We start from the raw sequence: 23,563 nt of genomic DNA, 5'->3' as shown, positions 1-23,563 counted from the left end.
GCAGATGGATACATTCGCTTACCAAGGGAACCCATGACCGCCCACACCCCCCTGAACACGCGGCGCCGGCAGGTGCTGACCCGCGCGGCTGCGCTCGCCGCGCTGGCAACACCCTTTGGCAGTACGGCGCTGGCCCAGGCCCGCCCACCGGCCAAGGTCGCCAAGCTGGCGGGCACGCTGCGCATCGTGATCCCCGCCAATGCCGGCGGAGGCTGGGATCAGACCGGCCGTGCGCTGGGCGCTGCCCTGGTGGGCGCGGGTGCCGTGGACCAGGTGGAGTACGAGAACGTGGGCGGCAAGGGCGGCACCATCGGCCTGGCCCGCTACGCCGAAAAATACGCCAACGACGCCAACACCCTGCTCATGGGCGGCATGGTGATGGTGGGTGCGGTGGCGCTGCAAAAGCCGGCGGTGGACCTCACGCAGATCCAGCCCATTGCGCGCCTGACCAGCGACTACCTGGTGGCCGCCGTGCCCGCATCGTCCCCCATCCGCACCGCCAAGGACCTGGTGGCGGCCATGAAGGCCGACCTGCCCGCCCTGCCGGTGGCCGGTGGTTCCGCAGGCGGGGTGGACCACATCTATGCGGGCGTGCTGGCCCGTGCCGCCAAGGCCAGCCCCGAAGCACTGGTCTACCGGCCGTTTGCGGGCGGCAATGAAGTGGTGGATGCCTTGGTCACCGGCAAGGCCGCCCTGGGCCTGTCGGGCTACAGCGAGTTCAGTGACGCGATTGCCGCCGGCAAGCTGCGCGCCATCGGCGTATCGGCCCGGCGCAGCGTGTTCGGCCTGCCCGCGTTCCGCGAACAGGGGATCGATGCCGTCATGGCCAACTGGCGCGGCGTGTTCACGGGCAAGGGCGTCTCTGCCGCCCGCCTGGCCGAGATGGTGACCGCCGTGGAAGCCGCCACCCTGCATGAATCCTGGGTGCGCACCCTGAAAACCAACAAATGGGATGCGTCCTGGCTCACCGGCAAGGACCTGACCGAGTTCATGGAACTGGACCTGACCACCGCGCGTGTGATGGTCTATCTGCTCAAGCTCAAAGCGTGACACCGCCCTTCGCAAGGCTCTTGCATCGCACCGCCTACCTGCTGCCAACACCTAGGACCTCCTGATGAAAATGTCCCGCTACTCCATCGGCACGCGCATGGCTGGTGCATTGGGCCTGGTGCTGGCGCTGATGATCGGCGCGGCCCTGTTCGGCATTGCCGCGCTATACAGCACGCTGGGTACCTACGACAGCACGGTGCAGCAGCGCGTGGCCCAGGAGCGCGCCGTGACGCGCATGGAGAGCGAGTTCAAGACCCAGGTGATGGAGTGGAAGAACACGCTGCTGCGCGGCGAGGATTCGCGCAAGCGCGAACTGCACTGGAATGCCTTCCAGGCCAGCGAAAAGCGCGTGGCCGATGCCGCCAAGGCACTGGCGCCGCAGCTGGTGGACAGCAGCGAGCGCGCCGCACTGCAGAAGTTCGCCGATGCCCATACCCAGATGGCCCAGGGCTATCGCAAGGGTTTCGAAGCCTTCCAGTCGCTGGGCTTTGTGGCCTCGGCCGGCGATGCCGATGTGGCCGACATCGACCAGGGCCCGGCCAAGCTGCTGGGCGAACTGAGCCGCCAGGTGGCCGACAGCAGCGCTGCCATTGCGCAGCAGGCCGCGCAGGATGCCCGCCGCGCACTGGTCAGCAGCCTGGTGGCGCTGGCGCTGGTGAGCGCACTGGGGGTGTTTGCCGGCTGGGTGCTCACGCGCTCGGTGGTAGGCCCGCTGCGCGTGGCCGTGTCCCTGGCCAACAAGGTGGCCGCAGGCGACCTGACGACCACCATCGCCATCGAAGGCAATGACGAACCCGCGCGCCTGCTGCAGGCCCTGGCCGCAATGCAGGAGAACCTGGAGCGCGTGGTCTCCGGCGTTCGCACCAATGCCGAGGGCGTGGCCAGCGCCAGCGCCGAGATTGCGCAGGGCAACACCGACCTGAGCATGCGCACCGAAGACCAGGCCTCGTCGCTGGACGAAACCTCATCCTCCATGCAGCAGCTGCAGCAGACCGTGCAGAACAACGCAGCGAACGCCCAGCGGGCGAACGAACTGGCCAAGAGCGGCGCCTCGGTCGCCGAGCGCGGCGGCCAAGTGGTGGGCCAGATGGTCGAGGTGGTGCAGGGCATCCAGGAAAGCTCGCGCAAGATCGCCGACATCATCGGCGTCATCGACGGCATCGCCTTTCAGACCAATATCCTGGCGCTCAACGCGGCGGTGGAAGCTGCCCGCGCAGGCGAGCAGGGCCGCGGCTTTGCCGTGGTGGCCAGCGAGGTGCGCAGCCTGGCCACCCGCAGTGCCAGCGCCGCGCGCGAGATCAAGGCACTGATCCAGACCAGCGTGGAGCGCGTGGAAGCGGGCTCGAGCCTGGCACGCAATGCCGGCAGCACCATGGGCGAGGTGGTCCAGTCCATCCGCGGCGTGAGCACGCTGATGGAAGAGATCAGCCAGGCCAGCGCCGAGCAGACCAACGACATGCTGCGCGTGACCCAGGCCATCGTGCGCATGGACGATGCCACGCAGCAGAACGCCGCACTGGTGGAGCAAAGCGCAGCCGCCGCCGGCAGCCTGAGCGGCCAGGCCCACCAGTTGGTGGAGGCCGTGGCGGTGTTCCGCCTGCGCTGATCCTCCACAGGGCGGCCTCCTCCCGCGAGGCCACTGCCAGCATTTCAGCGATCAGGTCCGGCCTGCTTTACTTCCGGGAGTGGTCTGGAGTTGCCAGCTTGCCTTGATGAAAGGCGGGAGCCGGGATGTCGCCCGGCGCCCGCCCTCAACCAAGGCATGCTGCACAGACAAAACAGCACCTCAGAACGCCACCCTCCCCAACCAGATATCCCGGTACATCGCCCAGTCGCCCATGAAGCTGTAAAGAGGCCGCTTGAAGCTCGCCGGCTTGTTCTTCTCGAAGCCGAAATGCCCCACCCACGCAAACCCGTAGCCGCACAACAAACCCAGCAACAGGAACCAAGGCTGCTGCAGGGCCAGCGCCGAGGCAAGGCACACCAGCGACAGCGTCGAGCCCACGAAATGCAGCCGCCGGCAGGTGCGGTTGCTGTGTTCGGTCAGGTAGAACGGGTAGAACTCCGCGAAGCTCTTGAGGGCGCGCGGGTCGGTGGGGGCCGTCGCCTTGTCAGCAGCAGGGGCGCTGATGTCCATGGTCTTGTCTCCGTGGGTAATACTTATGCCTCGCTTTATACGCCCATGCCCGCCAGGGTGGGAGTGCCGCATGGGACACCCCGCCATGGAAATACCCGCCCCGCGCCGTGCACCGGCGCGCGCCCTCGACCGCGACGGTCCCCCTTTTCGCCATGACGCAGACCCCACCGCACGCTGACCACGCACACCCGGCCGCAGGTACAGGCACGCCGCCGCGCGAACACGCCATCGATGCGCTGCGCGGCTTCGCGCTGCTGGGCATCCTGGTCGTCAATGCAGGCAGCTTTGCCTCGACCTACTTCGGCCTTGGCGTGGCCGACCCCGCGTTCTCGCGGCTCGTGGACCATGCCGTGCGCTGGTTCATCAGCCTGGTCTTCGAGACCAAGTTCTACCTCTTGTTCTCGCTGCTGTTCGGCTACAGCTTTGCCTTGCAGATAGATGCCGCCCAGCGCGCGGGCAGCGCCTTCGTGCCACGCTTCCTGCGGCGCCTGGCGGGGCTCCTGCTGCTGGGGGTGGCCCATGCATGGCTGCTATTTTCAGGCGACATCCTGGTGACCTATGCGCTGCTGGGTTTGTTGCTGCTGGCGCTGCGCAAGCTGCGCCCGGGCGCAGCGGTGATGATGGCCGTGGCGCTGCTGGGGCTGGTGTCGGTGGGCTGGGGGCTGCTCGCCTTGCTGATGTCGCTGGCGCCGCCGATGGACTGGCCTCTGGCCGAGATCCACGCCAAGGCACAGCAGGCCGCACAGGCCTACCGTTCAGGGGCTATCGAGGCCATTGCCCAGCGCGGGCGCGACATGGCCGATGGCGTCTGGTTCGTGCTGGTGTTCGTGCAGGGGCCCTGTGCGCTGGCCATGTTCCTGCTGGGGTTGGCGGCCCATCGCTCGGGCTACCTGGCCACCATTGCGCTGCAGCCGGCACGCCTGCGCCGCTGGCTGCTGTGCTGCCTGCCGGTGGGCGGCCTGGGTGCCTGGGTCTATGCCACAGCGCAGAACAGCACCGTCCGCCAACCCGATCACGTGTCGGCCGCCGCACTCGCAGTTGACCTGGCCACAGCGCCCTTCCTCACCTTCAGCTATGTCGCGGCACTGCTCTGGGCCCTGCAAAGCGGCGCTGCAGGCCGCCGACTGGGCGCCTGGCTGGAGCCTGCGGGCCGCATGGCACTGTCCAACTACCTGCTGCAGTCCCTGGTGGGGGCGGTGGTGTTCACCGCCTACGGCCTGGCGCTGGTGGGGCAGGTGTCGCCGCTGGTGGTGTTGCTGGGCTGCCTGGCGTTGTACGCGGCCCTGCTCGTGCAAAGCCGCCGCTGGATAGCGCTGCACGCCTACGGGCCGGCAGAGTGGCTGCTGCGTGCGTTCACGCTGCTGCGCTGGCCCGCATGGCAGCGCACGGCCCAGCTGGTCGAGTGAGCGGTATGCGCGGCCGCATCACCGGCCGATGGGCACGAGCTGATCGTCTGCCATGCCCACCAGCAAAGCCTTGCCGTCCGGCTGCACACGGAATTCGCCAAAGCGCGCCTGCTCCCATCGGCTGGCATCGCCCTCGGCGAAGTACCAGCCATCCGTCACCAGCGTCCAGTCGCCGTTCTTGGGTGTGAGCTGGATGCGGAACTCGCCGGGGGCAATGGGCGCATCGTATTTTTCGACGCGCTCCCAGGCCACCACGCCGCGTGCATCCAGCCGGCCCACGGCATAGGGCCGGCTGCCCAGCAGGCCTTCCACGCCCGCGTCGCGCCGGTCGAAATCGACCAGAGGTGGCAAGGTGAACCGCAGGCGCATGTAGTCGCCCTGCATCAGCGAGCGCGGGTCCACCGGGGCCAAGGGCACGTAGACCTTCTGGCCGTTGGCGATCGTGTTCTCCTTGTCGGCGATGCCGATGTTGGCCACGGCCACGGTGGCCACCGCACTCAGCGCCAGCAGCCAGGGGCTGGCGCGGTGGGCCCAGTGGCGGGCCGCGTGGCCAGGCCCCGCAGCAGCAGCGGCGCGTGGCGTGCGCAGCGCACTCCAGGCCAACACACCCAGCAGCGCACCGCAGACCACGAGCACCATGGCCTTGGTGGTCAGGGGCCAGGCCAGCAGGTAGTAGAAACCACCCATGATCCAGGTGCAGGCCAGGGCGGCCGCAGTGGCCTGGCCCCAGCGGCGGGTGGTGCCGGCGATGGCCAGGGCCAGCAGTGCGCTGCCGAGCAAGGGCGAGAACCAGCACAGCAGGGCCAGCACCAACGCCACCACGGCAGCGCGGGGCTGGCGCAGCACCGGCCAGGCGCGCTGCGCGATGGCAGCGGCAACCAGCGCCAGCAGCACGCTGGCCGCCTGCACCAGCCATTGCAGCGCAAAGGCGCGCGGCCCGACCTCCCGGCCGACCTCGCGCACCAGCTCGCCACCGATGCCGGCACCGAACGCACCGCCCACCAGGAAGGTCTGGCCCGACAGGCCGCAGATGCCCCACAGCAGCACCAGCAGCCAGCCGCAGGCCAGGGGCTCCAGCAGCGCCGCCAGCCAGTTGCCGACCGTACCGCGGCCCAGCGCATGGCGCTGCCACAGCAGCAGGCCCACCCACACCGCGAGCACGCCGTGCACCATGCTCCAGGGCACCAGCGGCGACAAGGCCCAGCGGCCCTCGGAGCCGGGCCAGATGAGGACAGCGAAAAGCGCCGCCGCGCCCGCCCCCAGCAGCACGCGCAGCCAGGGCAAGGCCACGAGTGCGGCCATGCCCAGCGCCACCACCAGCATGAAGGCGGCAGCCGGCTGCAGGCCCATGTCGCGTCCGAAGGCAAAGCCCAGCAGGCCCGCGCCTGTCAGCAATGCCGGAAACGCCAGTTGCTCCAGAAAGATCGGCAGGTCCTTGCTGCGCAGGGCTGCCGTGGCGCAGGCCAGCACCACAGCGCCGATGAGGTAGGCACCCGCGTCCCTCACGATCCACTCGCCGAAGAACAGGCCGAACATGGCCAGCAGCGGCAGCGCGGCCAGCCAGGCGCCCAGCGCCGTGAGCAGTACCACGGGCCAGGGGCGCGCCGTGCCGCCGGCACGGTGTGCGTCTGCGGACGAGGCGCCGGGCGGCAGGATGCCTTGCGCCACGGCGGCTTGCACGATGGTTTCAAGCGCACCGGGCTTGGGCACGGGCGCAGCAGCGCTTGCAGACAGATTCACGGGATCGATGGATGCGTCGCTCATGCCGCTTCTCCTTGCTGCTGCGCAGCGCGGCGCGCCAGGCGCATCACCAGATTCACGGTGGCCGCCAGAAGCCCTGCGGCAACCAGGCCGATGAGCAGCAGCGAGCCCACGAAATCACCGAAGCGGGAGCCCGAGAACATGGCACGCGCCAGCCCGGTCACCAGCAGGATGTTGAGCCCGAGCGCCGCACCGCTGAGCAGGAAAATATCGAAATGCGTGCGCATGCCCACCAGCGCGGCAGCCGCCGCCAGCAGCACCAGGCCCAGGCCGTAGTGGCCCGCCACGGGTGAATGGAACAGGCCACCCAGCGCCGTGAGTGTCACCATCATCAGCGCCAGCGTGCCCGCCGTGCGCAGCGCCCAGACGCCTGCGCCCGTGACGCGGTGGAGCTGCGGCAGCATGGCCGCCGCCACGGCCAGCGCAGCGCCCAGGGAGACCAGGTGCACCGTCATGTCCGCAGGCGACACGCGCCAGCTGTGGCCCGTGTGCGCCTGCGCCCACAGCGAGATGCCCACCATGGCCACCAGGGTCCATGGCACCCACACCACATCGCTGCGCACGGCCAGCGCCAGGGGCAATGTGAGCACGGCCCACACGGCAAACAGCTGCCAGGGGTCGGCCCCGGTCTGGTAGGTCTGCCCGAAATAGGCGAACAGCGCGCCCGTGCCCAGCAGCGCCAGCATGGCCAGCGGTGCACGCGCCCCTGCCCTGAGTGCAGCACCCGCACACATGGTCAGCACAAAGCCCTGCAGCAGCGCAAAGCGCATGAATCGGCCCAGGCTCTCCCAGTTGGCCGCGATCCACATCACCAGCCCCAGGCCACCCAGCGCCGCCGCGATGACCGCGACGGTGCGCCACAGCGTGGTGTGCAGGGCGGCGGGCGGCCGGTCGAACCCCGCGAGGCCGAGCAGGCGGGTGGCGGCCGGTCGGTCCAGCGTGTGCTGGCGGGCCAGCTCGAACAGGGCGGTGCGCAGGGTCATGGGAGGGGCCTTTGGCTCAGGACAGAGAAATAAAGTCGCGGATCGCCATCAACGTACCGTCCGGCGCTTCGCTCATCTGGTTGTGGCCCACGGGCAGGCTGGTGGTGTGCACCCGCTTGCCGGCGGCACGCGCGGCCGCCACCAGGCCCTGGGCCGCCTTGGGCGCGGTCATCTGGTCCTGCGCACCCAGGGCAAACAGCACCGGGCACTGCACGGCGGCAATCGCCTGTTCCCCATTGGCATAGCTGTCGCAGGCCACGAAGCCGCGGTGAAACACGTTGACCGCAGTGTTGCTGCGCAGCACCTTGCGGCCCAGCGCCAGGCCTGCGTTGTAGACCCAGAAGCCCGCGCCCGAAGGCGGAGCCAGCGTGCTGCGCGAGAACACGTTGACCATGCGCAGCGCCATCTCGGGCTCGTTGAGCGCCGCGTCGATCAGCGCGGGCGAGACCTTCATGGGGTAGGCCGTGCCCACCAGCACCAGATGGCTCACGCGCTCGCCCAGCCGGGCAGCTGCCTCCAGCGCGATCAGCGAGCCGAAGCTGTGGCCCACCAGCGCCGCGCGCTGCACGCCTGCGGCATCGAGCAGCGCGGCAATGAAGTCGGCCCCCGCTTCCACGCTGGCCGGCGCCTCGCCCGCACTGCGGCAATGGCCGGGCAGGTCCACCGCCAGCACGTTCCAGCCATGGTTGGCCAGATATCTGCTTTGCAGAGCCCACACGCTGTGGTCGTTGAGCACGCCGTGGACCATGACCACGGTGGGCAGTGCGGGGTTGAACGCCTTGCCGCCGGTGTAGCAGTAGGTGGTGTGGCCGTTGACTTGGATCTGCATACGGAGGGGTCCTCTTTGTTCGCTTGTCTTTGTTGCGTTGTGGTGGTGTCGAGTGCGATGCCGGCCTCAGCGCGGCGGCACGCCGGCAACCAGGTCGTCCAGCACCTGGATCCAGCGCTGCGCAGCGTCGCGCACCTGGGTGCTTGCATCGCCGGCGGCCGTGGCCTCGGCCAGCGGGCGCTGGGCGGCCGCCTCGCTGCGCCAGTCGTCCAGGGCCAGCACGGCGAGGTACCGCACGGTCTCGTCGCCATCGTGCGCCACGGCATGGGCCAGCGCGGGCACGGCGCGGGCACCGGCCTCGGCGCCCAGGGCCCGGTCGCCCAGCGCCATAGCGGCATGCTGGCGCACCACGGTCAGGGGCGACTGCAGGCCGCGCACGGCTTCATCCACCTCGTGCGGGCGCAGCGTGCAGGTGCCCGAGCCGGGTCGCAGCCATTTCTCCACCAGCGGCAGCAGTGCGGGCCGCACGGCGGGCAGGGACTCGATGGGGCGGTAGTCGAGCGGCAGCGGGTTCAGCGCATGGTTGCGGAACGCGCCGTAGGGCGATGACAGGCCCTGGGCCACGCATTCATCGCCCAACGTGCCGGACTGTGCCTGCTGCAGCAGCCAGGCGCTGTCGCCCAGGTGGGCCAGCGCACCGGAGCAGACATTGCGCCCGGCCTGGGCCCGGTGGCGCATGCTGCTGCGCGGCACGGCTTTGAGCACCTGCGTACGCAACGCGGCCACCACCTCGGGCGTGGCCGCACCGATCTCGCCCAGCAGGCGAGCGGCTTCACATTGCGTTTCGGCACGCGGCAGCAGTTGCAGCAGCGCCGCAATGGCAGCGGTACCGAAGGCGCGCAGGGCACCCTGCGCCGCTTCGCCGTGGCGCTGGGCCTGCGCGCGCGTCAGTCCCAGTTCGGGGGCAGGCTGGTGCGCCAGGCAGGCCAGGTGGTAGCGCAAGCGCTCGGCATCGGGCAACCCTGCGACGCGCCGGGCCTCGGCCAGGTCGGCGGCATGGCCTGGCAGCAGGCGTTCAAAGGCCTCCTCACCCAGACAGCGCTGGGCGATGGCAATGCCCTCATCGCTATCCTCGTGCAGCAGCACGGCAAAGCCGGGCGTGAGCCGGTCGGCCTCGGGCGACGCTTGCAGGGCGGTACGCAGCCGGTGGCACACGTCCACCAGGGCATCGACGCAGCGGCGGTCCGCGGCCTCCCATTGCGCCACGTCGCCGCCCTGGGCCTCGGCCGCCAATGCGGCCTGGGCGGAGGCCATGGCGGCGCTGTCCGAGGACATTTCGGGCCAGCTCCAGTCGGCGGGGTTCCAGCGCAGGCTGTAGAGCGTGCCGCTGTCATCTTCCGGCCCATCCCCGGCCTCGGCCAGCGCTGCTTCGCTGCCCATGGATACCGTGGGCAGGTAGATGGGCCCATCGAGCTCGCGGTACATGCCAGCCAGCGCTACGGCATAGACATCGCCGCGCAGGGTGTGCGCCTGCAGCGCAAGCAGCACCAGCGCCAGCGCATCGTCCAGCAGCGTCTGCTCGAAGGCCTGCCAGTCCATGGCGGGTGCCTTGTCAGCCATCACCCGGCTCAGGCCGCCTTCTCCGCAGCCTTGAGGGCTCGCTTGAGGTCGTCGATCAGGTCGTCGGCATCCTCCAGCCCGATGGACAGGCGGATCGTGCCCTGCGTGATGCCGGCGTTCACCAGCGCCTCGTCGCTCATGCGGAAATGCGTGGTGCTGGCCGGGTGGATCACCAGGCTGCGGCAATCGCCCACGTTGGCCAGGTGGCTGAAAACCTTGAGCGCCTCGATAAACTTCTTGCCCTGCTCGCGGTTGCCCTTGAGGTCGAAGCTGAACACCGAGCCTGCACCCCGGGGCAGCAGCTTTTGCGCCAGGGCGTGGCTGGGGTGCGATTCGAGCATGGGATGGCCCACACGCGAGACAAAGGGCTGGCTGGCCAGGAATTCGACCACGCGCGCCGTATTGCGCATGTGCCGCTCCATGCGCAGCGGCAGCGTCTCGATGCCCTGCAGGATCAGCCAGGCGGTGTGCGGGCTCATGCAGGCGCCGAAGTCGCGCAGGCCTTCGCGGCGCGCGCGCAGCAAAAAGGCGCCCACCGAGCTTTCCTCGCTGAACACCATGTTGTGGAAACCCTCGTACGGCTCAGTCAGCTCGGCGAACTTGCCCGCCGAGCGCGGGCCGTCCCAGTCGAAGCTGCCGCCATCGACCACGATGCCGCCCACCACCGTGCCGTGGCCCGACAGGAACTTGGTGGCCGAGTGGTAGACCAGGTCGGCGCCAAGCTCCAGCGGCTTCATGAGCCAGGGCGAGGTCAGGGTCGAGTCGACCAGCAGCGGCACACCCGCCTCGTGCGCAATGGCGCTGATGGTCGGAATGTCCAGCACATCCAGGCCCGGGTTGCCCACCGTCTCGCCGAAGAACAGTTTCGTATTAGGCCGTACGGCGGCGCGCCAGCCGTCAATGTCGCCGGGCTTGACGAAGGTGGTCTCTATACCGAAGCGCGACAGCGTGTAGTGCAGCAGGTTCTGCGAACCGCCGTACAGCGCCGTGCTGGCCACGATGTGGCTGCCCGCGCCCATCAAGGTGCAGATGGCCAGGTGCAGCGCGGCCTGGCCGCTGGCGGTGGCGATGGCGCCCACGCCGCCTTCCAGCGCGGACACGCGCTGCTCCAGCACCGCATTGGTGGGATTGCTGATGCGGCTGTAGACATGGCCAGGCCGCTCCAGGTTGAACAGCGAGGCGGCGTGGTCGCTCGATTCGAAGACAAACGAGGTCGTCAGGTGGATTGGTACGGCGCGTGCGCCAGTGGCCGGATCGGGGGTGGCGCCGGCATGCAGCGCAAGCGTGTCAAAGCCAGGGTCGGAGTAACCGGGCATCCAATGTCTCCCATGTTGTCGGTGTTGGCAGGCATTGTGGGCTATATTTGATCGGAACAAGCTGCGCCACCCCGTCCGTGGCCGCCCCGCTCGCCCCATTGGAGACCGATCATGAAAGTCAGCGATATCCTTCGCGTCAAAGGCAACACCCTTTACACCGTGACCCCCGACGAACCGCTGGCCAATGCCGTGGACATCATGGCCGACCGCGACATCGGCTCGCTGGTGGTGATGGAGCTCGGTGACCTGGTGGGCATGCTCACCTTCCGCGAAGTGATCCAGGCCATCGTCAAGAACGGCGGCAGCGTGGGCACGCTGCAGGTGCGCTCGGCCATGGACGACCACCCGCTGACCTGCACCCTTGAAACCGACATGGACGAGGTGCGCCGCATGATGCTGGACCGCCACGCCCGCTACATGCCGGTGATGGACAAGCGCATGCTCATGGGCGTGATCAGCTTCTACGACGTGGCCAAGGCCGTGGTGGACAGCCAGAACTTCGAGAACAAGATGCTCAAGGCCTATATCCGCGACTGGCCAGAAGAAGAGCGCGGCGGCTGAACAGGTTCCGCCACTCTGGGATAATCGGTCCCATGAGCGGCAACACCATCGGTACCCTATTCGCTGTCACCAATTTTGGTGAATCCCACGGCCCGGCCATTGGCTGCGTGATCGACGGCTGCCCGCCGGGCATGCCTTTGAGCGAGGCGGACATCCAGGCCGACCTGGACCGCCGCCGCCCCGGCACCAGCCGGCATGTGACCCAGCGCAACGAGCCCGATGCGGTGGAGATCCTCTCGGGCGTGTACGAAGGCCGGACCACCGGCACCCCCATCGCGCTCTTGATCCGCAACACCGACCAGCGCAGCAAGGACTACAGCAACATCTCCGAGAGCTTTCGCCCGGGACATGCCGACTACACCTACTGGCACAAGTACGGCATCCGCGACCCGCGCGGCGGCGGCCGTTCGTCGGCACGCCTGACGGCACCCACCGTGGCCGCCGGCGCCGTGGCCAAGAAGTGGCTGGCCGAGCAGTACGGCACGCAGTTCCGCGCCTGCATGACCCAGCTGGGCGAGCTGCCCATCCCCTTCGAGAGCTGGGACTATGTGCGCGCAAACCCCTTCTTCGCCCCCGTGGCCGACGTGCAGCAGTACGAGGACTACATGGACGCGCTGCGCAAGGCCGGTGATTCGTGCGGCGCGCGCATCCGCATCTCGGCCAGCGGCGTGCCCGTGGGCCTGGGCGAGCCGCTGTACGACAAGCTCGACGCCGACATCGCCCACGCCATGATGGGCCTGAACGCCGTCAAGGGAGTGGAGATCGGCGCGGGCTTCGAGAGCGTGGCCCACCGCGGCACCATGCACGGCGATTCGATGACGCCCCAGGGCTTTCGCACCAACCACGCCGGCGGCGTGCTCGGCGGCATCAGCACCGGGCAGGACCTGGAGGTGTCGATCGCGATCAAGCCCACCAGCTCCATCATCAGCCCGCGCGAGTCCATCGACATCCACGGCCAGCCCACCGAGGTCATCACCAAGGGCCGCCACGACCCGTGCGTGGGCATCCGCGCCGCGCCGATTGCCGAGGCGCTGCTGGCGCTGGTGGTGATGGAGCATGCCTTGCGCAACCGCGCCCAGTGCGCGGACGTGGTGCGCGAGGTAGCGCCCATCCAGGCGTCCTTCCTTTGAGCGCCGCAGCAGCAGGGGGCGCCGCCGCGCGCCGCTGGCCGCTGGCGTTCGCTGCTGCCTCGGCCCTGGCGGCGGTCGCCCTGCTGGCAGGCTGCGCGTCCCCAACCGCGCGCCCCACCCACATCGACATCGGCCTGATCGCCTTCAACGACCTGCACGGCCATCTGGAGCCGCCGCGCATGGCCCTGCAGGTGGCCGCGCCCGACGGCAGCGGCCAGGCGCGCGTGCCTGCCGGCGGCGCGGCCTACATGGCCAGCGCCATCGCGCACCTGAAGACCCTTCACAAACACCATGCGGTGGTGGCAGCGGGCGACATGGTGGGCGCATCGCCCCTGGTGTCGGCACTGTTCCTCGACGAGCCGACCATCGAAGCCGTCAACCGCATGGGCATCGACTTCAATGCCGTCGGCAACCACGAGTTCGACAAGGGCTGGCGCGAGCTGCTGCGCCTGAAGAACGGCGGCTGCGAGAAGCACACGGTGCGCGAGCCCTGCCAGCTCAACCCCACCTTCCCAGGCACCAACTTCGGCCTGCTGGCAGCGAACACCTCGCACGACGACGGCCGCCCGCTGCTGCCGCCCACCGGCATCAAGCGCTTTACCGAGGGCGGCGTCACGGTCAGCGTGGGCTTCATCGGCCTGACCCTGCGCGGCACACCCGCGATGGTGGCGCCCGCCGGCGTGGCCGGCCTGCGCTTTGCGGACGAGGCCGATACCGTCAACGCACTGATCCCGGGCCTGCGCGCCCAGTGGGCCGATGTGATCGTGGTCATGGTGCACGAGGGCGGCGAGACCGAGACGGCGCTGGGCGAGACCAGCTGCAAGGGCCTGAGCGGCGACATCCTGCCCATCCTGGAGCGGCTCGACCCTGCGGTGGACGTGGTGGTCTCGGGCCACACGCACCGCTCCTACCTGTGCGACTACGGCACGGTGAACCCCGCCCACCCGCTGTTGCTGACCAGCGCCGGCCAGTACGGCACGCACGTCACCGACATCAGCCTGCGCGTGGACACCGCCACCCGCCGTGTGGTGCGCAAGACCGCCCGCCAGGTCATCGTGCAGGGCGAGGGCTTCACCAGCGGGCCCACCACATTCGCCGTGGACCAGCGCTTCCCCATCTTCGCGCGCGATGAGGGCGTACACGCCATCGTGGAGCGCTACCGCGCCGCCGCCGAACCCCAGGCCCAGCGCCCCGCAGGGCGCCTCACGGGCCCTGTCTCGCGCGAGCCCGCCGCGTCGCTCGAAACATCCATGGGTAACCTGATCGCCGACGCACAGTTGCTCGCGGCCCAAGGCCCGGGCCTCAACGCCCAGATCTCGTTCATGAACCCGGGCGGCGTGCGCGGCGTGCTGGTGCCTGGTACCGATGGCCAGGTGCGCTATGGCCAGATGTTCACGGCACAGCCGTTTGGCAACAGCCTGATGGTGCAGTCGTTCACGGGTGGGCAGGTGAAGGCGATCCTGGAGCAGCAGTTCGCCAGCGGCACCAACACCGCGCAGAGCCCGCGGGTGCTGTCGGTTTCCAAGGGGTTTACTTACCGCTATGACCTGCGTCTGCCTGCGGGGCAGCGGGTGAGTGGCGTCACGCTCAATGGCCAGCCGCTGCGCGCGGATGCGGTATACCGGGTGGTGGTGAGCAGCTTCCTGGCTACGGGCGGGGACAACTTCACGGTGTTCACGCAAGGCGTGGATGGATTGGGGGCAGGTCAGGATCTGGATGCTCTGGAGGCTTACTTCACAGCTTCTGGTGGGGCGGTGGTGCCGCCGGCTACGGATCGGATTGTTCGCTTAGATCTGCACTGATTTTTCTGTTGTGACGCTGGTTGCGACCGCGTGCTTTGCCTAGGGGCGCGGCCACACCGCGACCGAGCGAAGCGACACACCAGAAGCAGCAACCAAACCATCAAAACCGTAACGAGGAGCGTTCGCGGCAGAAGCCGACCGCGGGCGCGCCTTATCGGCACACGCATCACTTCGTCAGTACACGTCCCTGCGGTAGCGCCCGCTGCGCACCAGCTCAGCCATGGGCACGGGCCCCAGCAGGCCGGTGAGAGCCATGTCCACGCCCTGCGCCATGCCCTGCAGGCTGCCGCACACGTAGATGGCCGCGCCCTGCTCCTCGACCCAGGCACGCACGCTGGCGGCCTGCGCCTGCAGCAGGTCCTGTACATAGACCTTGTGGGCCGGATCGTCGCGCGAGAAAGCCAGGTCCAGCCGCGTGAGCACGCCAGCCGCCTGCCAGGCGGTGAGCTCGTCGCGAAAGAGGAAATCGTGCGCAGCGTTGCGCTCGCCGAACAGCAGCCAGTTGGGCCCGGCACCGGCCTGCGCCCGGGACCGCAGGTGGCTGCGCAGGCCGGCTATTCCCGTGCCATTGCCCACCAGGATCAACGGGCGCGAAGCATTGTCTTCAAGCCGAAAATTGCGGTGCGCGCGCAGGCGCATTGGCACCGCTGCGCCCACCTGCGCGCCCTCGGTCAGCCAATGCGATGCAAGGCCTGGCGTGCCGTCCTCGCGCATGGCCTGGCGCACCACTAGGTGCACAAGGCCATCGCTGGCGAGCGAGGCGATCGAATACTCGCGCGGGTGCTCCAGGTCGCCGGGCACGCACAGCTGCACCAGGTCGCCCGACTCCCAAACAGCCGCCGCGCCAGCGGGTGGCGCCAGCTCCACAAGGTGCACGGGAGCCCCCTCGCTGCCGGGGTTCAGGTGGCTGCGCGCAGCCAGGGCCCACTGCTCGAAGGCGGGCGCCTCCCACGCGGGCAACTCGCTCAGGCTCGATACCTGCGCCAGTTGGTGCTGCCAGGCCGTGAGGGCCGCCGGCGCGCCGTTGTCCATCTCCACGCGCTCGAACAGCGGCCTGGCGCCACGCGCACGCAGCCATGCGTCGAGCTGGCGGCCAAAGCCGCAGAAGTGGGCGTACTGGCGGTCGCCCAGGGCCAACAGGCCGTACTGCAGCTGCGACAGGTCCGGCGCACCGTCTTCGCTGGCCCCCATGCACGCCTGCTGGAAGGCTGCGGCATTGTCGGGCGCATCGCCCTCGCCGTAGGTGCTGGCCAGGAACAGCGCACGCCGGCTGCGTGCAAGCAAGGCCGCGTCGAGCTTGTCGAGCGCACACAGGTGCACGGGCTCGCCGGCCGTGTGCAAGAGGCGCGCCGTCTCGCGCGCCAGTTCTTCGGCCTGGCCGGTCTGGCTGGCATACACCACCAGCAGCGGCTGCACTCCTTCGCGCGCCGATGCAAGTGCCAGGGCCTGTGCGGCCTGCGCCTGGTGCCTGCGCCGCTCGCGCAGCCAGATGGCGGCGCACAGGGCCGCGTAGAGCAGCACCAGGGCGGCGGCAGCGGCCAGCCGCACAGCGGGATCAGAAAAGTTCATTGAAATTCGGGAAAGCGCTCGCGCCAGGCCGGGGTCGCAGTCCACTGAGCCCCCTGGTGCGAGCGTTCGCACAGCAGCGCGGCCACGCCCTGCCCTGTGGCAAAGGCCAGGCCCTCGACGGGCCCCAGCACCGTGAGCACCGTGGCCAGGGCATCGGCATGCATGCATTCCTGGTGCAGCACTGTCACGCTGGCCAGCGAATGCGCCACAGGCTCGCCAGTGCGCGGGTCTATGGTGTGCGAGTAGCGCCGCCCCCCGTGCTCAAAGGCATGCCAGTGGTCGCCCGACGTAGCGATGGCCATGCCCTGGAGCGGCAGTGCCCGGGCCGAGCCAGCCTCGCCTGCCACGGCCACGCGCCAGGGCTGGCCGCCGGGGCGTGTGCCACTCGCGCGCAGCTCACCGCCCACCTCGGCCAGGAAATCCACCCAGCCCTGCGCCTGCAAAACCTGCACGACCAGGTCCACCGAGTAGCCCTTGGCAATGCCCGACAGGTCCAGTTGCAGGCCGCCCGGCTGCAGCGCCTGCATGCCCGCGTCGCGCAGCGCCAGGCCCGCGCGGTGCGGACGCAGGGACTGCAGCTCCTGCGCCGAGGGCATCGTGGCGGGTGGCGAGTGGTCGGCATGCGGATCGGGCCGGGGGCCGAAACCCCAGCGGCTCACCAGCGACCCCACTCCCACGTCGAACGCACCGCCACTGGCCAGCGCCCAGTGCTGCGCGGCCTGCAGCACCGCGAAGAACGCGGGCGACAGCGCATGCCAGCTGCCCGCGGGCGCGCGGTTGAAGCGCGAGACCTCCGATTCGGGCTCCCAGTTGCTCATCTGCCGCACGACCAGGGCCAGGGCTTCTTCGATGGCTGCGCGCACGGGCGCGAGCGGCGTGAACTGCGGATTGCAAACGCGCACCGACCAGGTCGTGCCCATGGCCTCGCCGGCCAGGGTCTGCAAGACAGCAGGATCGGCAGCGCGCACAGGCACATGCGGGGCGGCATGGCCAGCCCCGCCGAACGATACCAGGGCAGGAAGAGGCGCCGCAGCAACGGCTACGCGCCCGAATCCCTGCCCATACTGCACCTGGATGCTCATGCGCGCCGAAACCTCACCTGCAACAGATCAAGGCAAGACTTCGAGCGTGCCCACGTACGACAGGCGGCGTTCCTTGGCCTGGGGCAGCGAGGTCTTCTCGTCCTTGGCATCGGCATCCACCCAGTACATGCCGGCGGCAGGCCAGGTCACGCTGAACTCGCCCTTGGCATCGGTGGTGGCCTTGATCTCGCCGATCTTGTCGCGGTAGCGCGTGGCGCCAGCCACCAGCACCACTTCGAGGTTGGCGGCGGGCTTGCCGTCCACGTGGAAGGCAAACGTGGCCTTCTCGCCCTTCACGAGGTCGTTGGGGTGCGTCACGGGCACCAGCTCCAGGCCCTGGCCCGTGGGCTTGATGGCGCTGGGCTTGCCCACCGTCACGAAGGTCTCGATGCGGCCGGCCGACTGCGTCACCTTGAGCTCCTGCGCGTCGGCAGGCACTTCGGCCGCGAACTTCTCGGCCGTGCCGCGCCAGCGCTTGGGCTGGCCGGCCTTGTCCTTGTAGCTCGCGTTCAGGCCGCTGCTGACTACAGCCAGGTGGTAGGTGCCGGTCTGCGTGAGGTTCAGGTCGAACACACTGCGCAGCTTGCCGCGGTGCGAATTCTCGGGCTTGACGGCCGAGCCATCGGGTGCCACCACCACGAGGTTGTCCAGGCCCAGCGGGAAGTGGTTGAAGAAGAACAGGTCGTTGGAGACGGCGGCATCCACGGTGATCCACTCGGCCTTGGAGAGCACGGTGGTCGATGGCAGCAGCCACACGTTGTGGGCCTGGGCCGAGAAGGCACCGCACAACAGGGCGATGCAGGTGGCGATACGGGTCTTGAATTGCATGAAGGTACTCCGGGTATTCGTTAAAGGTGTCAGGGCTTGAGGTCGAGGGTGACCTCACCGAGCTCGCTGCTGCCCTTGGCACTCAACTGCTGGGCCTTGGTGGTGGGCCAGGTGAAGGGAATCGTCACCAGCTCGCGGCCACCGACCTCGCGCGAGGCCTCGACCACCAGCTTGTAGCTGCCGGCGGGCAGTGTGGCCAGTTGCTTGGTGCCTTCGTTGAAAGCGACCTGGTGCTTGCCCACGGGGCGCGTGGGGCTGGTCACGCCGTCGATGGGCACGGCCAGGTCACGGCCCGTGCGGCGCCACCACTGGCGCAGGTCCTTGAGCCACTTGGCGCCCTCTTCGTTCTTCATCTTCACGTCGTACCAGACGGCCAGGGTCGATGCCACCGAGTTGTCGGCACGCTCGACCCACATCGCCACGTAGGGGCGGTGGTACTCGGCCACGTCCAGGCGCGGGATCTCCACGCCCACGCCCAGGCCAGCGGCAAACGCCGGGGCACCCAGGCATGCGCCCAGCGCGATGCTGTAGCGCAGGTGCAAATGCTTTGTCACAGGCATTCTTTTCTTCTTTCGGTTCAGTGGATAAACAGGAGTGCCAACACCACCGGGATCACCAGCCCCATGCCCACCATGGGCCAGGTGAAGGGGCGGTTGCCCGCGTGCATCTTCAGGATGAACAGGCCGGTGACGGTGAACACCAGGCAGGCGGCAGCGAAGATATCGATGAACCAGCTCCAGGCGGCACCGGTGTTGCGGCCCTTGTGCAGGTCGTTGAGGTAGGAGATCCAGCCGCGGTCGGTGCGCTCGTACTCGGCCTCGCCATCGGCCAGGTTCACGCGCAGCCAAGCATCGCCGCCGGGGCGCGGCAGCGAGACATAGATTTCATCGGCCGACCACTCGGCGTCGCGGCCCGCCGTGTCCAGCGACCACTGCGTGCGCGCCCAGGCCTGCAAGGCCTCGGGCAGCGGGGCGCGGTCTTTCGGCGGCGGCGGCAAGGCCTTTAGCGTGGTCAGCAGCGCATCGGGCACGGTGGCCTGCTGGCTCACCACCTTGGGCTTGGACTCGATCTGCCCGGCGTGGTTGAGCGTGAAGCCCGTGACGGCAAACAGCAGCATGCCAATGAGGCACATGGCCGAGCTGACCCAATGCCATTCGTGCAGCGTCTTGAGCCAGTAAGACCGGCGCCGGTTGTCCTGTGGTTTGGTCATTCCTGGAGGGGTGCGCGCAACACGCCGAAAGACGTCGCGCGGGGATGCGAAACCAGGATTCTAGTTGAAGAGAATGACAACCATTTGCATTTAAACCATCTTTACCTCGGGAAGCTGCCGGGACATGGCAACCCCCTGCCCTGCCGGCGCTTGCCCTCCAGGGCGAAGCCGCGAAGCGACTGCGCAAGGTGGTTTCACTTCAATCCATGGTTACGTTCGCGTTCTTCACCGCCTGCGCCGTGCGCGCCAGTTCGCTGTACATGAGGCCCAAGGCCAGGGCGCCTCGGCGGGTGGTGGAAGAAAGTGCGTTCATGGTTTGTCTCCTGAGGGGGAGAACCGCCGGGCACCGCGCAGACGTCCGCTGCGCTCATGCCGCCAGGCAGGGGGTGGAAAATCAGGCCACGGCGGCGGCCGCCTGCAATGCCTGTACCTGGTCGGCGGTGTAGCCCAGGCCGGCAAGCAGTTCGGCCGTGTGCTGGCCCAGCGTTGGTGGGTCCGTGCGCACAGCCATGCGCTGGCCGTCCATGCGCAGCGGCATCAACGTCACGCGCGCCGTGCTGCCGGCAAGCTCGCCATCGGGCAGCGTGATGTCGGCCAGGCCACCCGTGGCGTTCAGGTGCGGGTCGTCGAACAACTGCTCGGGCCGCATGATGGGCGCGAATGGCAGGCCATGCTGCTCGAAGATGGCCGACAGCTCCTCGGCCGTGTGCAGCGCCAGTCGCAGGCGCAGCTCGGGCAGCAGCGTGGCACGGGCGCGCACACGCTCATTGTTGGTGGCAAGGCCTGGGTCGGCCTTGAAGTCGGCATAGCCCATGGCATCGCAGAAGGTGACCCACTGCGCATCGCTCACGGCGGCCAAGAAGATCTGCCCGCCGTCCTTCACGCTGAACACGTCGTACACCGCCCAGGATGAGATGCGGTCGGGCATGGGCGCGGCGGGCTGGCCCGTCACCGCGTACTGCATCATGTGCTGGCCGACCAGGAAGACATTGTTCTCGAACAGGGCCGAGTCCACCTCCTGCCCGCGCCCGGTGGCCGCGCGCTGCATCAGCGCGGCCATGGCGCCGATGGCACCGAACATGCCGCCCATGATGTCGTTGACGCTGCTGCCCGCGCGCAGGGGGTCCCCGGGGCGCCCCGTCATGTAGGCCAGGCCGCCCATCATCTGCACCACCTCGTCCAGCGCGGTGCGGTGCTCGTAGGGGCCGGGCAGGAAGCCCGCGTGGTTCACATACACCAGGCGATCGTTCAGGCGCGAGAGCGCAGCATAGTCGAGGCCATACTTGGCCATCACCCCGGGCTTGAAGTTCTGCGCCACCACGTCGGCCGACGAGGCCAGGCGGATCGCCACCTCCAGCCCTTCGGGTTTGCGCAGGTCCAGCGCAATGCTCTTCTTGTTGCGGTTGAACATGGGGAAGAAGCCAGCCCCCGCGCCCAGCAGGTGGCGCGTGCGGTCGCCGTCCACCGGCTCGACCTTGATGACCTCGGCGCCCAGGTCGGCCAGCACCATGCCGCAGGTGGGGCCCATGACCATGTGGGTGAACTCCACCACACGCAGGCCGGCCAGGGGCAGGGGCGCAGTGGAAGCAGAGGCAGCGGATTCGGATGCCGAGGAAGACGAAGAGGGATTCAGGGAAGCATTCATGGGTGAGGACGATAAACGGTTCCGACCGTGCCCGCAGGCGCTGGCCGGTGCGCAGGGGCGGCCGTCCTTGCAAACCCGGACAATCAGGAAGCGGGCGACGTGCCCTCGGGTGCCTTGCGCGGCACCAAGGAGTACATCAGCGGCATGCGCGCCATGCCGGCCGGCATGCCCCAACGCCGCCCGCCCAGGTCCTGCATGCCCTCGAAGGAGCGCCAGCCGTTCGTCGAGGAGGCTGTCGGACTTGGAAATCGTCGGCTGCAAATCGGCCGCAGCGGTCCATTTTTCACCGCCTTTTTGCCCCATAGCCTGGCTATGGGGCTGCAAATCCGGCAAAAACTGTCCTCGCTGAGGCCGATTTTCGCTTTTGACGCTCCAAGTCCGACAGCCTCCTAGGGGTACTCCTCGACCCCTTCGACCTGCAGACCCGCCGCCAGCAGCGCCGTCACCACGCGGCCAACGCCCCAGGCGAACTCGTGGCTGGGGTGGGGGTTGACGAAAACCTCAGGCGCCGCTGCTTCCTGCCCTTCGCGCGCCTTCTGCGTCTCGCCCACGTAGTCGCCCAACCCGGCCTCGTGCACCGGTACCTCGTTGAAGTAGTCGTAGAGGGCCCGCCACTGCGGGTCGAAGACCAGGGCGGCGGGGAGGAACTCCACGAAGACGAAACGCCCGCCCGGGCGCAGCGCCCCGGCAATGCTGCGCGCCCAGCGCGCCAGATCGGACAGCCAGCAGATGGTGCCACCCCGGCCGGAAGGGTGAGCCGATTTCTCGGTTTCAGTGGACTAGTGTTCCATGGATGCCTCGCAAGGCAGCGCGCCTCGATGGCCGGAATGCTACCTGCTCCACCCCGCCGTGGCAGCACCGCAACACTTCGCAAAAAAGACCCTTGAATAAGGGAGTTGGCGCATATCAGTGCTGCGTTCAGAGCTATTAAACTTGTAGCAAGATCGTTTCCAAGCTATATTGACAGCGTCTTGCGGGCAGTGTCCGGCGGGCCGCCACTGTTTTCCATACACACCGCGCGAGGAGAAGCTTGCATGAGCTCCAAGGAAAATTTCGCCATCAACCAGCTGTTCGAGCGGCTGGAATGCCGCTATGCGCTGCGTGTGCTGTGGGCCCTGCGTGACGGACACCCCCAGACCTTCCGGCTGCTGCAGGACAGCGTGGGCGGCATCACCCCCAACACGCTCAACACCCGCATCAAGGAACTGCGCGAGGCCGGCCTGGTCGACCACGGCAGCGACGGCTACACCGTCACCCCCTCGGGCACAGACCTGCTCAAGCGCCTGAGCGACGTGCAGGCCTTTGCCACGCGCTGGGTGGCCAGCCGCGTGAAGAAGCCCGCCGCGTAAAATCAGGCCGTTCTGCAGGGCCCGCGCCCTCCACCAACACCTTTCAACCGGCGTTTTTTCGTTGCAATACAACGGTATTTCGCTACCAACTCCATAGCAAACAAGGATTTTCATGGCGTTCACCACCACCGCATCCGGCCTGCAGTACGAAGACACCACCGCAGGCGAAGGCACAGAAGCCACCAAGGGCCAGAACGTATCGGTGCACTACACCGGCTGGCTCTACAACAACGGCGAACAAGGCGCCAAGTTCGACTCCAGCCGCGACCGCAATGACCCCTTCGAGTTCTCGCTGGGTGCCGGCATGGTCATCAAGGGCTGGGACGAAGGCGTGCAGGGCATGAAGATCGGCGGCCAGCGCACGCTGATCATCCCCGCAGCCCTGGGCTACGGCGCGCGCGGCGCCGGCGGCGTGATCCCGCCGAACGCCACGCTCAAGTTCGACGTGGAACTGCTCAAGGTCGGCCGCTGAGCCCTGCCCTCGCTGCCCGTGAGACAGCTGGAACGACAAAAGCGGCCTTCTGGCCGCTTTTTTGATGGATGTGAAGCCAACAGACCGCCCTGTGGCAGGTCCAAGGCCACGCCACTAGTCGAAAAGCGCTTTGTCGAAGCGCGCAAACTTGGCGTCCCCCACCGCCTCGCGGATATTGGGGGCCAGCGCGGCCAGGTCTGAGAAGCTGCCAGCTCCCTCCACCGCCAGGTTCAGGCGAAAGCCACGCAGCCCAAGTCCGGCGGTGAGTTCCGTGGCAATCGGATAGGCATCCGTGTAGCGCTGCTGGTCCGAGCGGCCGCTGCCCTTGACGGCCTCCATCGCCACGGTGGCTTCGTACGACGTGCTCGAGGCCGACGACACGGCATTGGCGGCTGCCACCGCCTGTCCCGTGCCCTTGGCGGCGGCTGCAGCAGCCACGGCAGCGCCTGCGCCGCTGCCGGACTGCGGCTCCAGCAGGCCCAGGGCGATCATGGCCTGCACGTCGTCCTGCGTGATGCCCATGGCCGCCGTGGCCGCCAGCACCTCGCCCGTAGAGCGCTTGCCATCGAACAGGATGAAGGCGGAGCGCTGCCGCGATGTCAAACCACCCTGGCGGTCCTTGAGCGCTTCCTGCCCCGCCTGCGTTTTGACCAAAACCATGACTCTCCCCCGAATTCTTTGAAATAGCCCATCGCGGACTGCGCACAGCCCATTCACCGCCTCCCATAGGGGCGGGCTTACAGGGTGTCACGTTTGTGGGCCCTTGAGAAGTCGGGTTTTTCCATGCCCCTTCGGCCTGTACCGATTTGGAGCGGCTAACAAAACTCTTCTGGCGTTGTTGCTGTGCCTTGTCGTACCAACGTACTGCCTGCG

22 protein-coding genes are annotated in these 23,563 nt (G+C 68.3%); 8 read left to right on the top strand and 14 right to left on the bottom strand.

The window, feature by feature from the left end; translation table 11 throughout:
• The first annotated feature begins 33 nt into the window (after window positions 1-33).
• Window positions 34-1,050: a tripartite tricarboxylate transporter substrate binding protein gene (locus QYL93_RS23020; protein ID WP_305745839.1), complete on the top strand. Its 1,017-nt coding sequence runs from the start codon at window positions 34-36 to the stop codon at window positions 1,048-1,050.
• 64 nt (window positions 1,051-1,114) lie between these two features.
• On the top strand, window positions 1,115-2,656 hold the full coding sequence (locus QYL93_RS23015) for a methyl-accepting chemotaxis protein (protein ID WP_305745838.1): 1,542 nt from the start codon (window positions 1,115-1,117) through the stop codon (window positions 2,654-2,656).
• Window positions 2,657-2,836: 180 nt separating this feature from the next.
• Here the strand turns inward: QYL93_RS23015 and QYL93_RS23010 are convergent, their stop codons facing one another.
• On the bottom strand, window positions 2,837-3,187 hold the full coding sequence (locus QYL93_RS23010) for an Mpo1-like protein (RefSeq protein ID WP_305745837.1): 351 nt from the start codon (window positions 3,185-3,187) through the stop codon (window positions 2,837-2,839).
• Window positions 3,188-3,339: 152 nt separating this feature from the next.
• Here QYL93_RS23010 and QYL93_RS23005 point away from each other — a divergent pair, with 152 nt between their 5' ends.
• Complete coding sequence (locus tag QYL93_RS23005; protein ID WP_305745836.1) at window positions 3,340-4,593, top strand: DUF418 domain-containing protein; 1,254 nt, start codon at window positions 3,340-3,342, stop codon at window positions 4,591-4,593.
• 18 nt (window positions 4,594-4,611) lie between these two features.
• Here the strand turns inward: QYL93_RS23005 and QYL93_RS23000 are convergent, their stop codons facing one another.
• From QYL93_RS23000 to QYL93_RS22980, 5 genes are all read right to left on the bottom strand, one after another.
• A complete protein-coding gene (locus QYL93_RS23000) occupies window positions 4,612-6,357 on the bottom strand; it encodes a GDYXXLXY domain-containing protein (protein ID WP_305745835.1) in 1,746 nt (581 codons plus the stop codon).
• The gene (locus QYL93_RS22995) at window positions 6,354-7,337 is read right to left on the bottom strand and encodes a DUF2157 domain-containing protein (protein WP_305745834.1); all 984 of its coding nucleotides are present in this window, start codon (window positions 7,335-7,337) and stop codon (window positions 6,354-6,356) included. The genes QYL93_RS23000 and QYL93_RS22995 overlap by 4 nt, the downstream gene beginning before the upstream one ends.
• Window positions 7,338-7,353: 16 nt before the next feature.
• Window positions 7,354-8,166: an alpha/beta fold hydrolase gene (locus QYL93_RS22990; RefSeq protein WP_305745833.1), complete on the bottom strand. Its 813-nt coding sequence runs from the start codon at window positions 8,164-8,166 to the stop codon at window positions 7,354-7,356.
• A 66-nt stretch (window positions 8,167-8,232) separates the two neighbouring features.
• Window positions 8,233-9,726: a DUF4303 domain-containing protein gene (locus QYL93_RS22985; RefSeq protein WP_305745832.1), complete on the bottom strand. Its 1,494-nt coding sequence runs from the start codon at window positions 9,724-9,726 to the stop codon at window positions 8,233-8,235.
• An 8-nt stretch (window positions 9,727-9,734) separates the two neighbouring features.
• Window positions 9,735-11,042, bottom strand: coding sequence for an O-acetylhomoserine aminocarboxypropyltransferase (locus QYL93_RS22980; RefSeq protein ID WP_179681413.1), 1,308 nt, complete (start codon window positions 11,040-11,042; stop codon window positions 9,735-9,737).
• A gap of 111 nt (window positions 11,043-11,153) precedes the next feature.
• Here QYL93_RS22980 and QYL93_RS22975 point away from each other — a divergent pair, with 111 nt between their 5' ends.
• Genes QYL93_RS22975 through QYL93_RS22965 form a run of 3 tightly spaced genes read left to right on the top strand, consistent with a single transcriptional unit; the run spans window position 11,154 to window position 14,535 of the window.
• Window positions 11,154-11,603 (top strand): CBS domain-containing protein, encoded by a 450-nt coding sequence (locus tag QYL93_RS22975; protein WP_305745831.1) that lies wholly within the window; start codon window positions 11,154-11,156, stop codon window positions 11,601-11,603.
• A gap of 32 nt (window positions 11,604-11,635) precedes the next feature.
• Window positions 11,636-12,733 (top strand): chorismate synthase, encoded by a 1,098-nt coding sequence (aroC, locus tag QYL93_RS22970; RefSeq protein WP_305745830.1) that lies wholly within the window; start codon window positions 11,636-11,638, stop codon window positions 12,731-12,733.
• Window positions 12,730-14,535, top strand: coding sequence for a bifunctional UDP-sugar hydrolase/5'-nucleotidase (locus QYL93_RS22965; RefSeq protein ID WP_370877024.1), 1,806 nt, complete (start codon window positions 12,730-12,732; stop codon window positions 14,533-14,535). Before aroC ends, QYL93_RS22965 begins: the two co-directional genes overlap by 4 nt.
• Window positions 14,536-14,709: 174 nt before the next feature.
• On the opposite strand, the gene QYL93_RS22960 is transcribed toward QYL93_RS22965, so the two are convergent.
• The 7 genes from QYL93_RS22960 to QYL93_RS22930 form a co-directional block, all read right to left on the bottom strand.
• The gene (locus QYL93_RS22960) at window positions 14,710-16,104 is read right to left on the bottom strand and encodes a sulfite reductase subunit alpha (RefSeq protein WP_305745829.1); all 1,395 of its coding nucleotides are present in this window, start codon (window positions 16,102-16,104) and stop codon (window positions 14,710-14,712) included.
• Complete coding sequence (locus QYL93_RS22955; RefSeq protein ID WP_305745828.1) at window positions 16,101-17,186, bottom strand: FAD:protein FMN transferase; 1,086 nt, start codon at window positions 17,184-17,186, stop codon at window positions 16,101-16,103. Before QYL93_RS22955 ends, QYL93_RS22960 begins: the two co-directional genes overlap by 4 nt.
• A 27-nt stretch (window positions 17,187-17,213) precedes the next feature.
• A complete protein-coding gene (locus QYL93_RS22950) occupies window positions 17,214-18,014 on the bottom strand; it encodes a DUF4198 domain-containing protein (RefSeq protein WP_305745827.1) in 801 nt (266 codons plus the stop codon).
• Between the two features lie 29 nt (window positions 18,015-18,043).
• On the bottom strand, window positions 18,044-18,574 hold the full coding sequence (locus tag QYL93_RS22945; protein WP_305745826.1) for a DUF2271 domain-containing protein: 531 nt from the start codon (window positions 18,572-18,574) through the stop codon (window positions 18,044-18,046).
• A 17-nt stretch (window positions 18,575-18,591) separates the two neighbouring features.
• Window positions 18,592-19,224: a PepSY-associated TM helix domain-containing protein gene (locus tag QYL93_RS22940; RefSeq protein ID WP_305745825.1), complete on the bottom strand. Its 633-nt coding sequence runs from the start codon at window positions 19,222-19,224 to the stop codon at window positions 18,592-18,594.
• A gap of 394 nt (window positions 19,225-19,618) precedes the next feature.
• Window positions 19,619-20,869 carry a CaiB/BaiF CoA-transferase family protein gene (locus tag QYL93_RS22935; protein WP_305745824.1) on the bottom strand — a complete coding sequence of 417 codons (1,251 nt, stop codon included), beginning with the start codon at window positions 20,867-20,869 and terminating at the stop codon, window positions 19,619-19,621.
• Window positions 20,870-21,258: 389 nt separating this feature from the next.
• Window positions 21,259-21,522, bottom strand: a complete 264-nt coding sequence (locus tag QYL93_RS22930; RefSeq protein WP_305745823.1) for a hypothetical protein — start codon at window positions 21,520-21,522, stop codon at window positions 21,259-21,261.
• A 381-nt stretch (window positions 21,523-21,903) separates the two neighbouring features.
• Between QYL93_RS22930 and QYL93_RS22925 the strand changes: the two genes are divergently transcribed.
• Together QYL93_RS22925 and QYL93_RS22920 are read left to right on the top strand one after the other, a co-directional pair.
• Window positions 21,904-22,218: a helix-turn-helix domain-containing protein gene (locus tag QYL93_RS22925; RefSeq protein ID WP_007857697.1), complete on the top strand. Its 315-nt coding sequence runs from the start codon at window positions 21,904-21,906 to the stop codon at window positions 22,216-22,218.
• A gap of 112 nt (window positions 22,219-22,330) precedes the next feature.
• The gene (locus QYL93_RS22920; protein ID WP_305745822.1) at window positions 22,331-22,690 is read left to right on the top strand and encodes an FKBP-type peptidyl-prolyl cis-trans isomerase; all 360 of its coding nucleotides are present in this window, start codon (window positions 22,331-22,333) and stop codon (window positions 22,688-22,690) included.
• A 114-nt stretch (window positions 22,691-22,804) separates the two neighbouring features.
• On the opposite strand, the gene QYL93_RS22915 is transcribed toward QYL93_RS22920, so the two are convergent.
• Window positions 22,805-23,350: a hypothetical protein gene (locus QYL93_RS22915; protein WP_305745821.1), complete on the bottom strand. Its 546-nt coding sequence runs from the start codon at window positions 23,348-23,350 to the stop codon at window positions 22,805-22,807.
• Window positions 23,351-23,563 lie beyond the last annotated feature (213 nt).

The sequence above is a fragment of the Acidovorax sp. A1169 genome, assembly GCF_030704685.1.
Lineage (GTDB): Bacteria > Pseudomonadota > Gammaproteobacteria > Burkholderiales > Burkholderiaceae_C > Acidovorax.
The sequence above is the reverse complement of the archived record's forward strand: the minus strand, read 5'-3'. Positions and strand labels throughout refer to the sequence as shown.

Excerpts from the sequence above, each read along its gene's own strand:
- QYL93_RS23020 (WP_305745839.1), top strand. The coding sequence starts at position 34 with ATGACCGCCCACACCCCCCTGAACACGCGGCGCCGGCAGGTGCTGACC.
- QYL93_RS23015 (WP_305745838.1), top strand. The coding sequence starts at position 1,115 with ATGAAAATGTCCCGCTACTCCATCGGCACGCGCATGGCTGGTGCATTG.
- QYL93_RS23010 (WP_305745837.1), bottom strand. The coding sequence starts at position 3,187 with ATGGACATCAGCGCCCCTGCTGCTGACAAGGCGACGGCCCCCACCGAC.
- QYL93_RS23005 (WP_305745836.1), top strand. The coding sequence starts at position 3,340 with ATGACGCAGACCCCACCGCACGCTGACCACGCACACCCGGCCGCAGGT.
- QYL93_RS23000 (WP_305745835.1), bottom strand. The coding sequence starts at position 6,357 with ATGAGCGACGCATCCATCGATCCCGTGAATCTGTCTGCAAGCGCTGCT.
- QYL93_RS22995 (WP_305745834.1), bottom strand. The coding sequence starts at position 7,337 with ATGACCCTGCGCACCGCCCTGTTCGAGCTGGCCCGCCAGCACACGCTG.
- QYL93_RS22990 (WP_305745833.1), bottom strand. The coding sequence starts at position 8,166 with ATGCAGATCCAAGTCAACGGCCACACCACCTACTGCTACACCGGCGGC.
- QYL93_RS22985 (WP_305745832.1), bottom strand. The coding sequence starts at position 9,726 with ATGGCTGACAAGGCACCCGCCATGGACTGGCAGGCCTTCGAGCAGACG.
- QYL93_RS22980 (WP_179681413.1), bottom strand. The coding sequence starts at position 11,042 with ATGCCCGGTTACTCCGACCCTGGCTTTGACACGCTTGCGCTGCATGCC.
- QYL93_RS22975 (WP_305745831.1), top strand. The coding sequence starts at position 11,154 with ATGAAAGTCAGCGATATCCTTCGCGTCAAAGGCAACACCCTTTACACC.
- aroC (WP_305745830.1), top strand. The coding sequence starts at position 11,636 with ATGAGCGGCAACACCATCGGTACCCTATTCGCTGTCACCAATTTTGGT.
- QYL93_RS22960 (WP_305745829.1), bottom strand. The coding sequence starts at position 16,104 with ATGAACTTTTCTGATCCCGCTGTGCGGCTGGCCGCTGCCGCCGCCCTG.
- QYL93_RS22955 (WP_305745828.1), bottom strand. The coding sequence starts at position 17,186 with ATGAGCATCCAGGTGCAGTATGGGCAGGGATTCGGGCGCGTAGCCGTT.
- QYL93_RS22950 (WP_305745827.1), bottom strand. The coding sequence starts at position 18,014 with ATGCAATTCAAGACCCGTATCGCCACCTGCATCGCCCTGTTGTGCGGT.
- QYL93_RS22945 (WP_305745826.1), bottom strand. The coding sequence starts at position 18,574 with ATGCCTGTGACAAAGCATTTGCACCTGCGCTACAGCATCGCGCTGGGC.
- QYL93_RS22940 (WP_305745825.1), bottom strand. The coding sequence starts at position 19,224 with ATGACCAAACCACAGGACAACCGGCGCCGGTCTTACTGGCTCAAGACG.
- QYL93_RS22935 (WP_305745824.1), bottom strand. The coding sequence starts at position 20,869 with ATGAATGCTTCCCTGAATCCCTCTTCGTCTTCCTCGGCATCCGAATCC.
- QYL93_RS22925 (WP_007857697.1), top strand. The coding sequence starts at position 21,904 with ATGAGCTCCAAGGAAAATTTCGCCATCAACCAGCTGTTCGAGCGGCTG.
- QYL93_RS22920 (WP_305745822.1), top strand. The coding sequence starts at position 22,331 with ATGGCGTTCACCACCACCGCATCCGGCCTGCAGTACGAAGACACCACC.
- QYL93_RS22915 (WP_305745821.1), bottom strand. The coding sequence starts at position 23,350 with ATGGTTTTGGTCAAAACGCAGGCGGGGCAGGAAGCGCTCAAGGACCGC.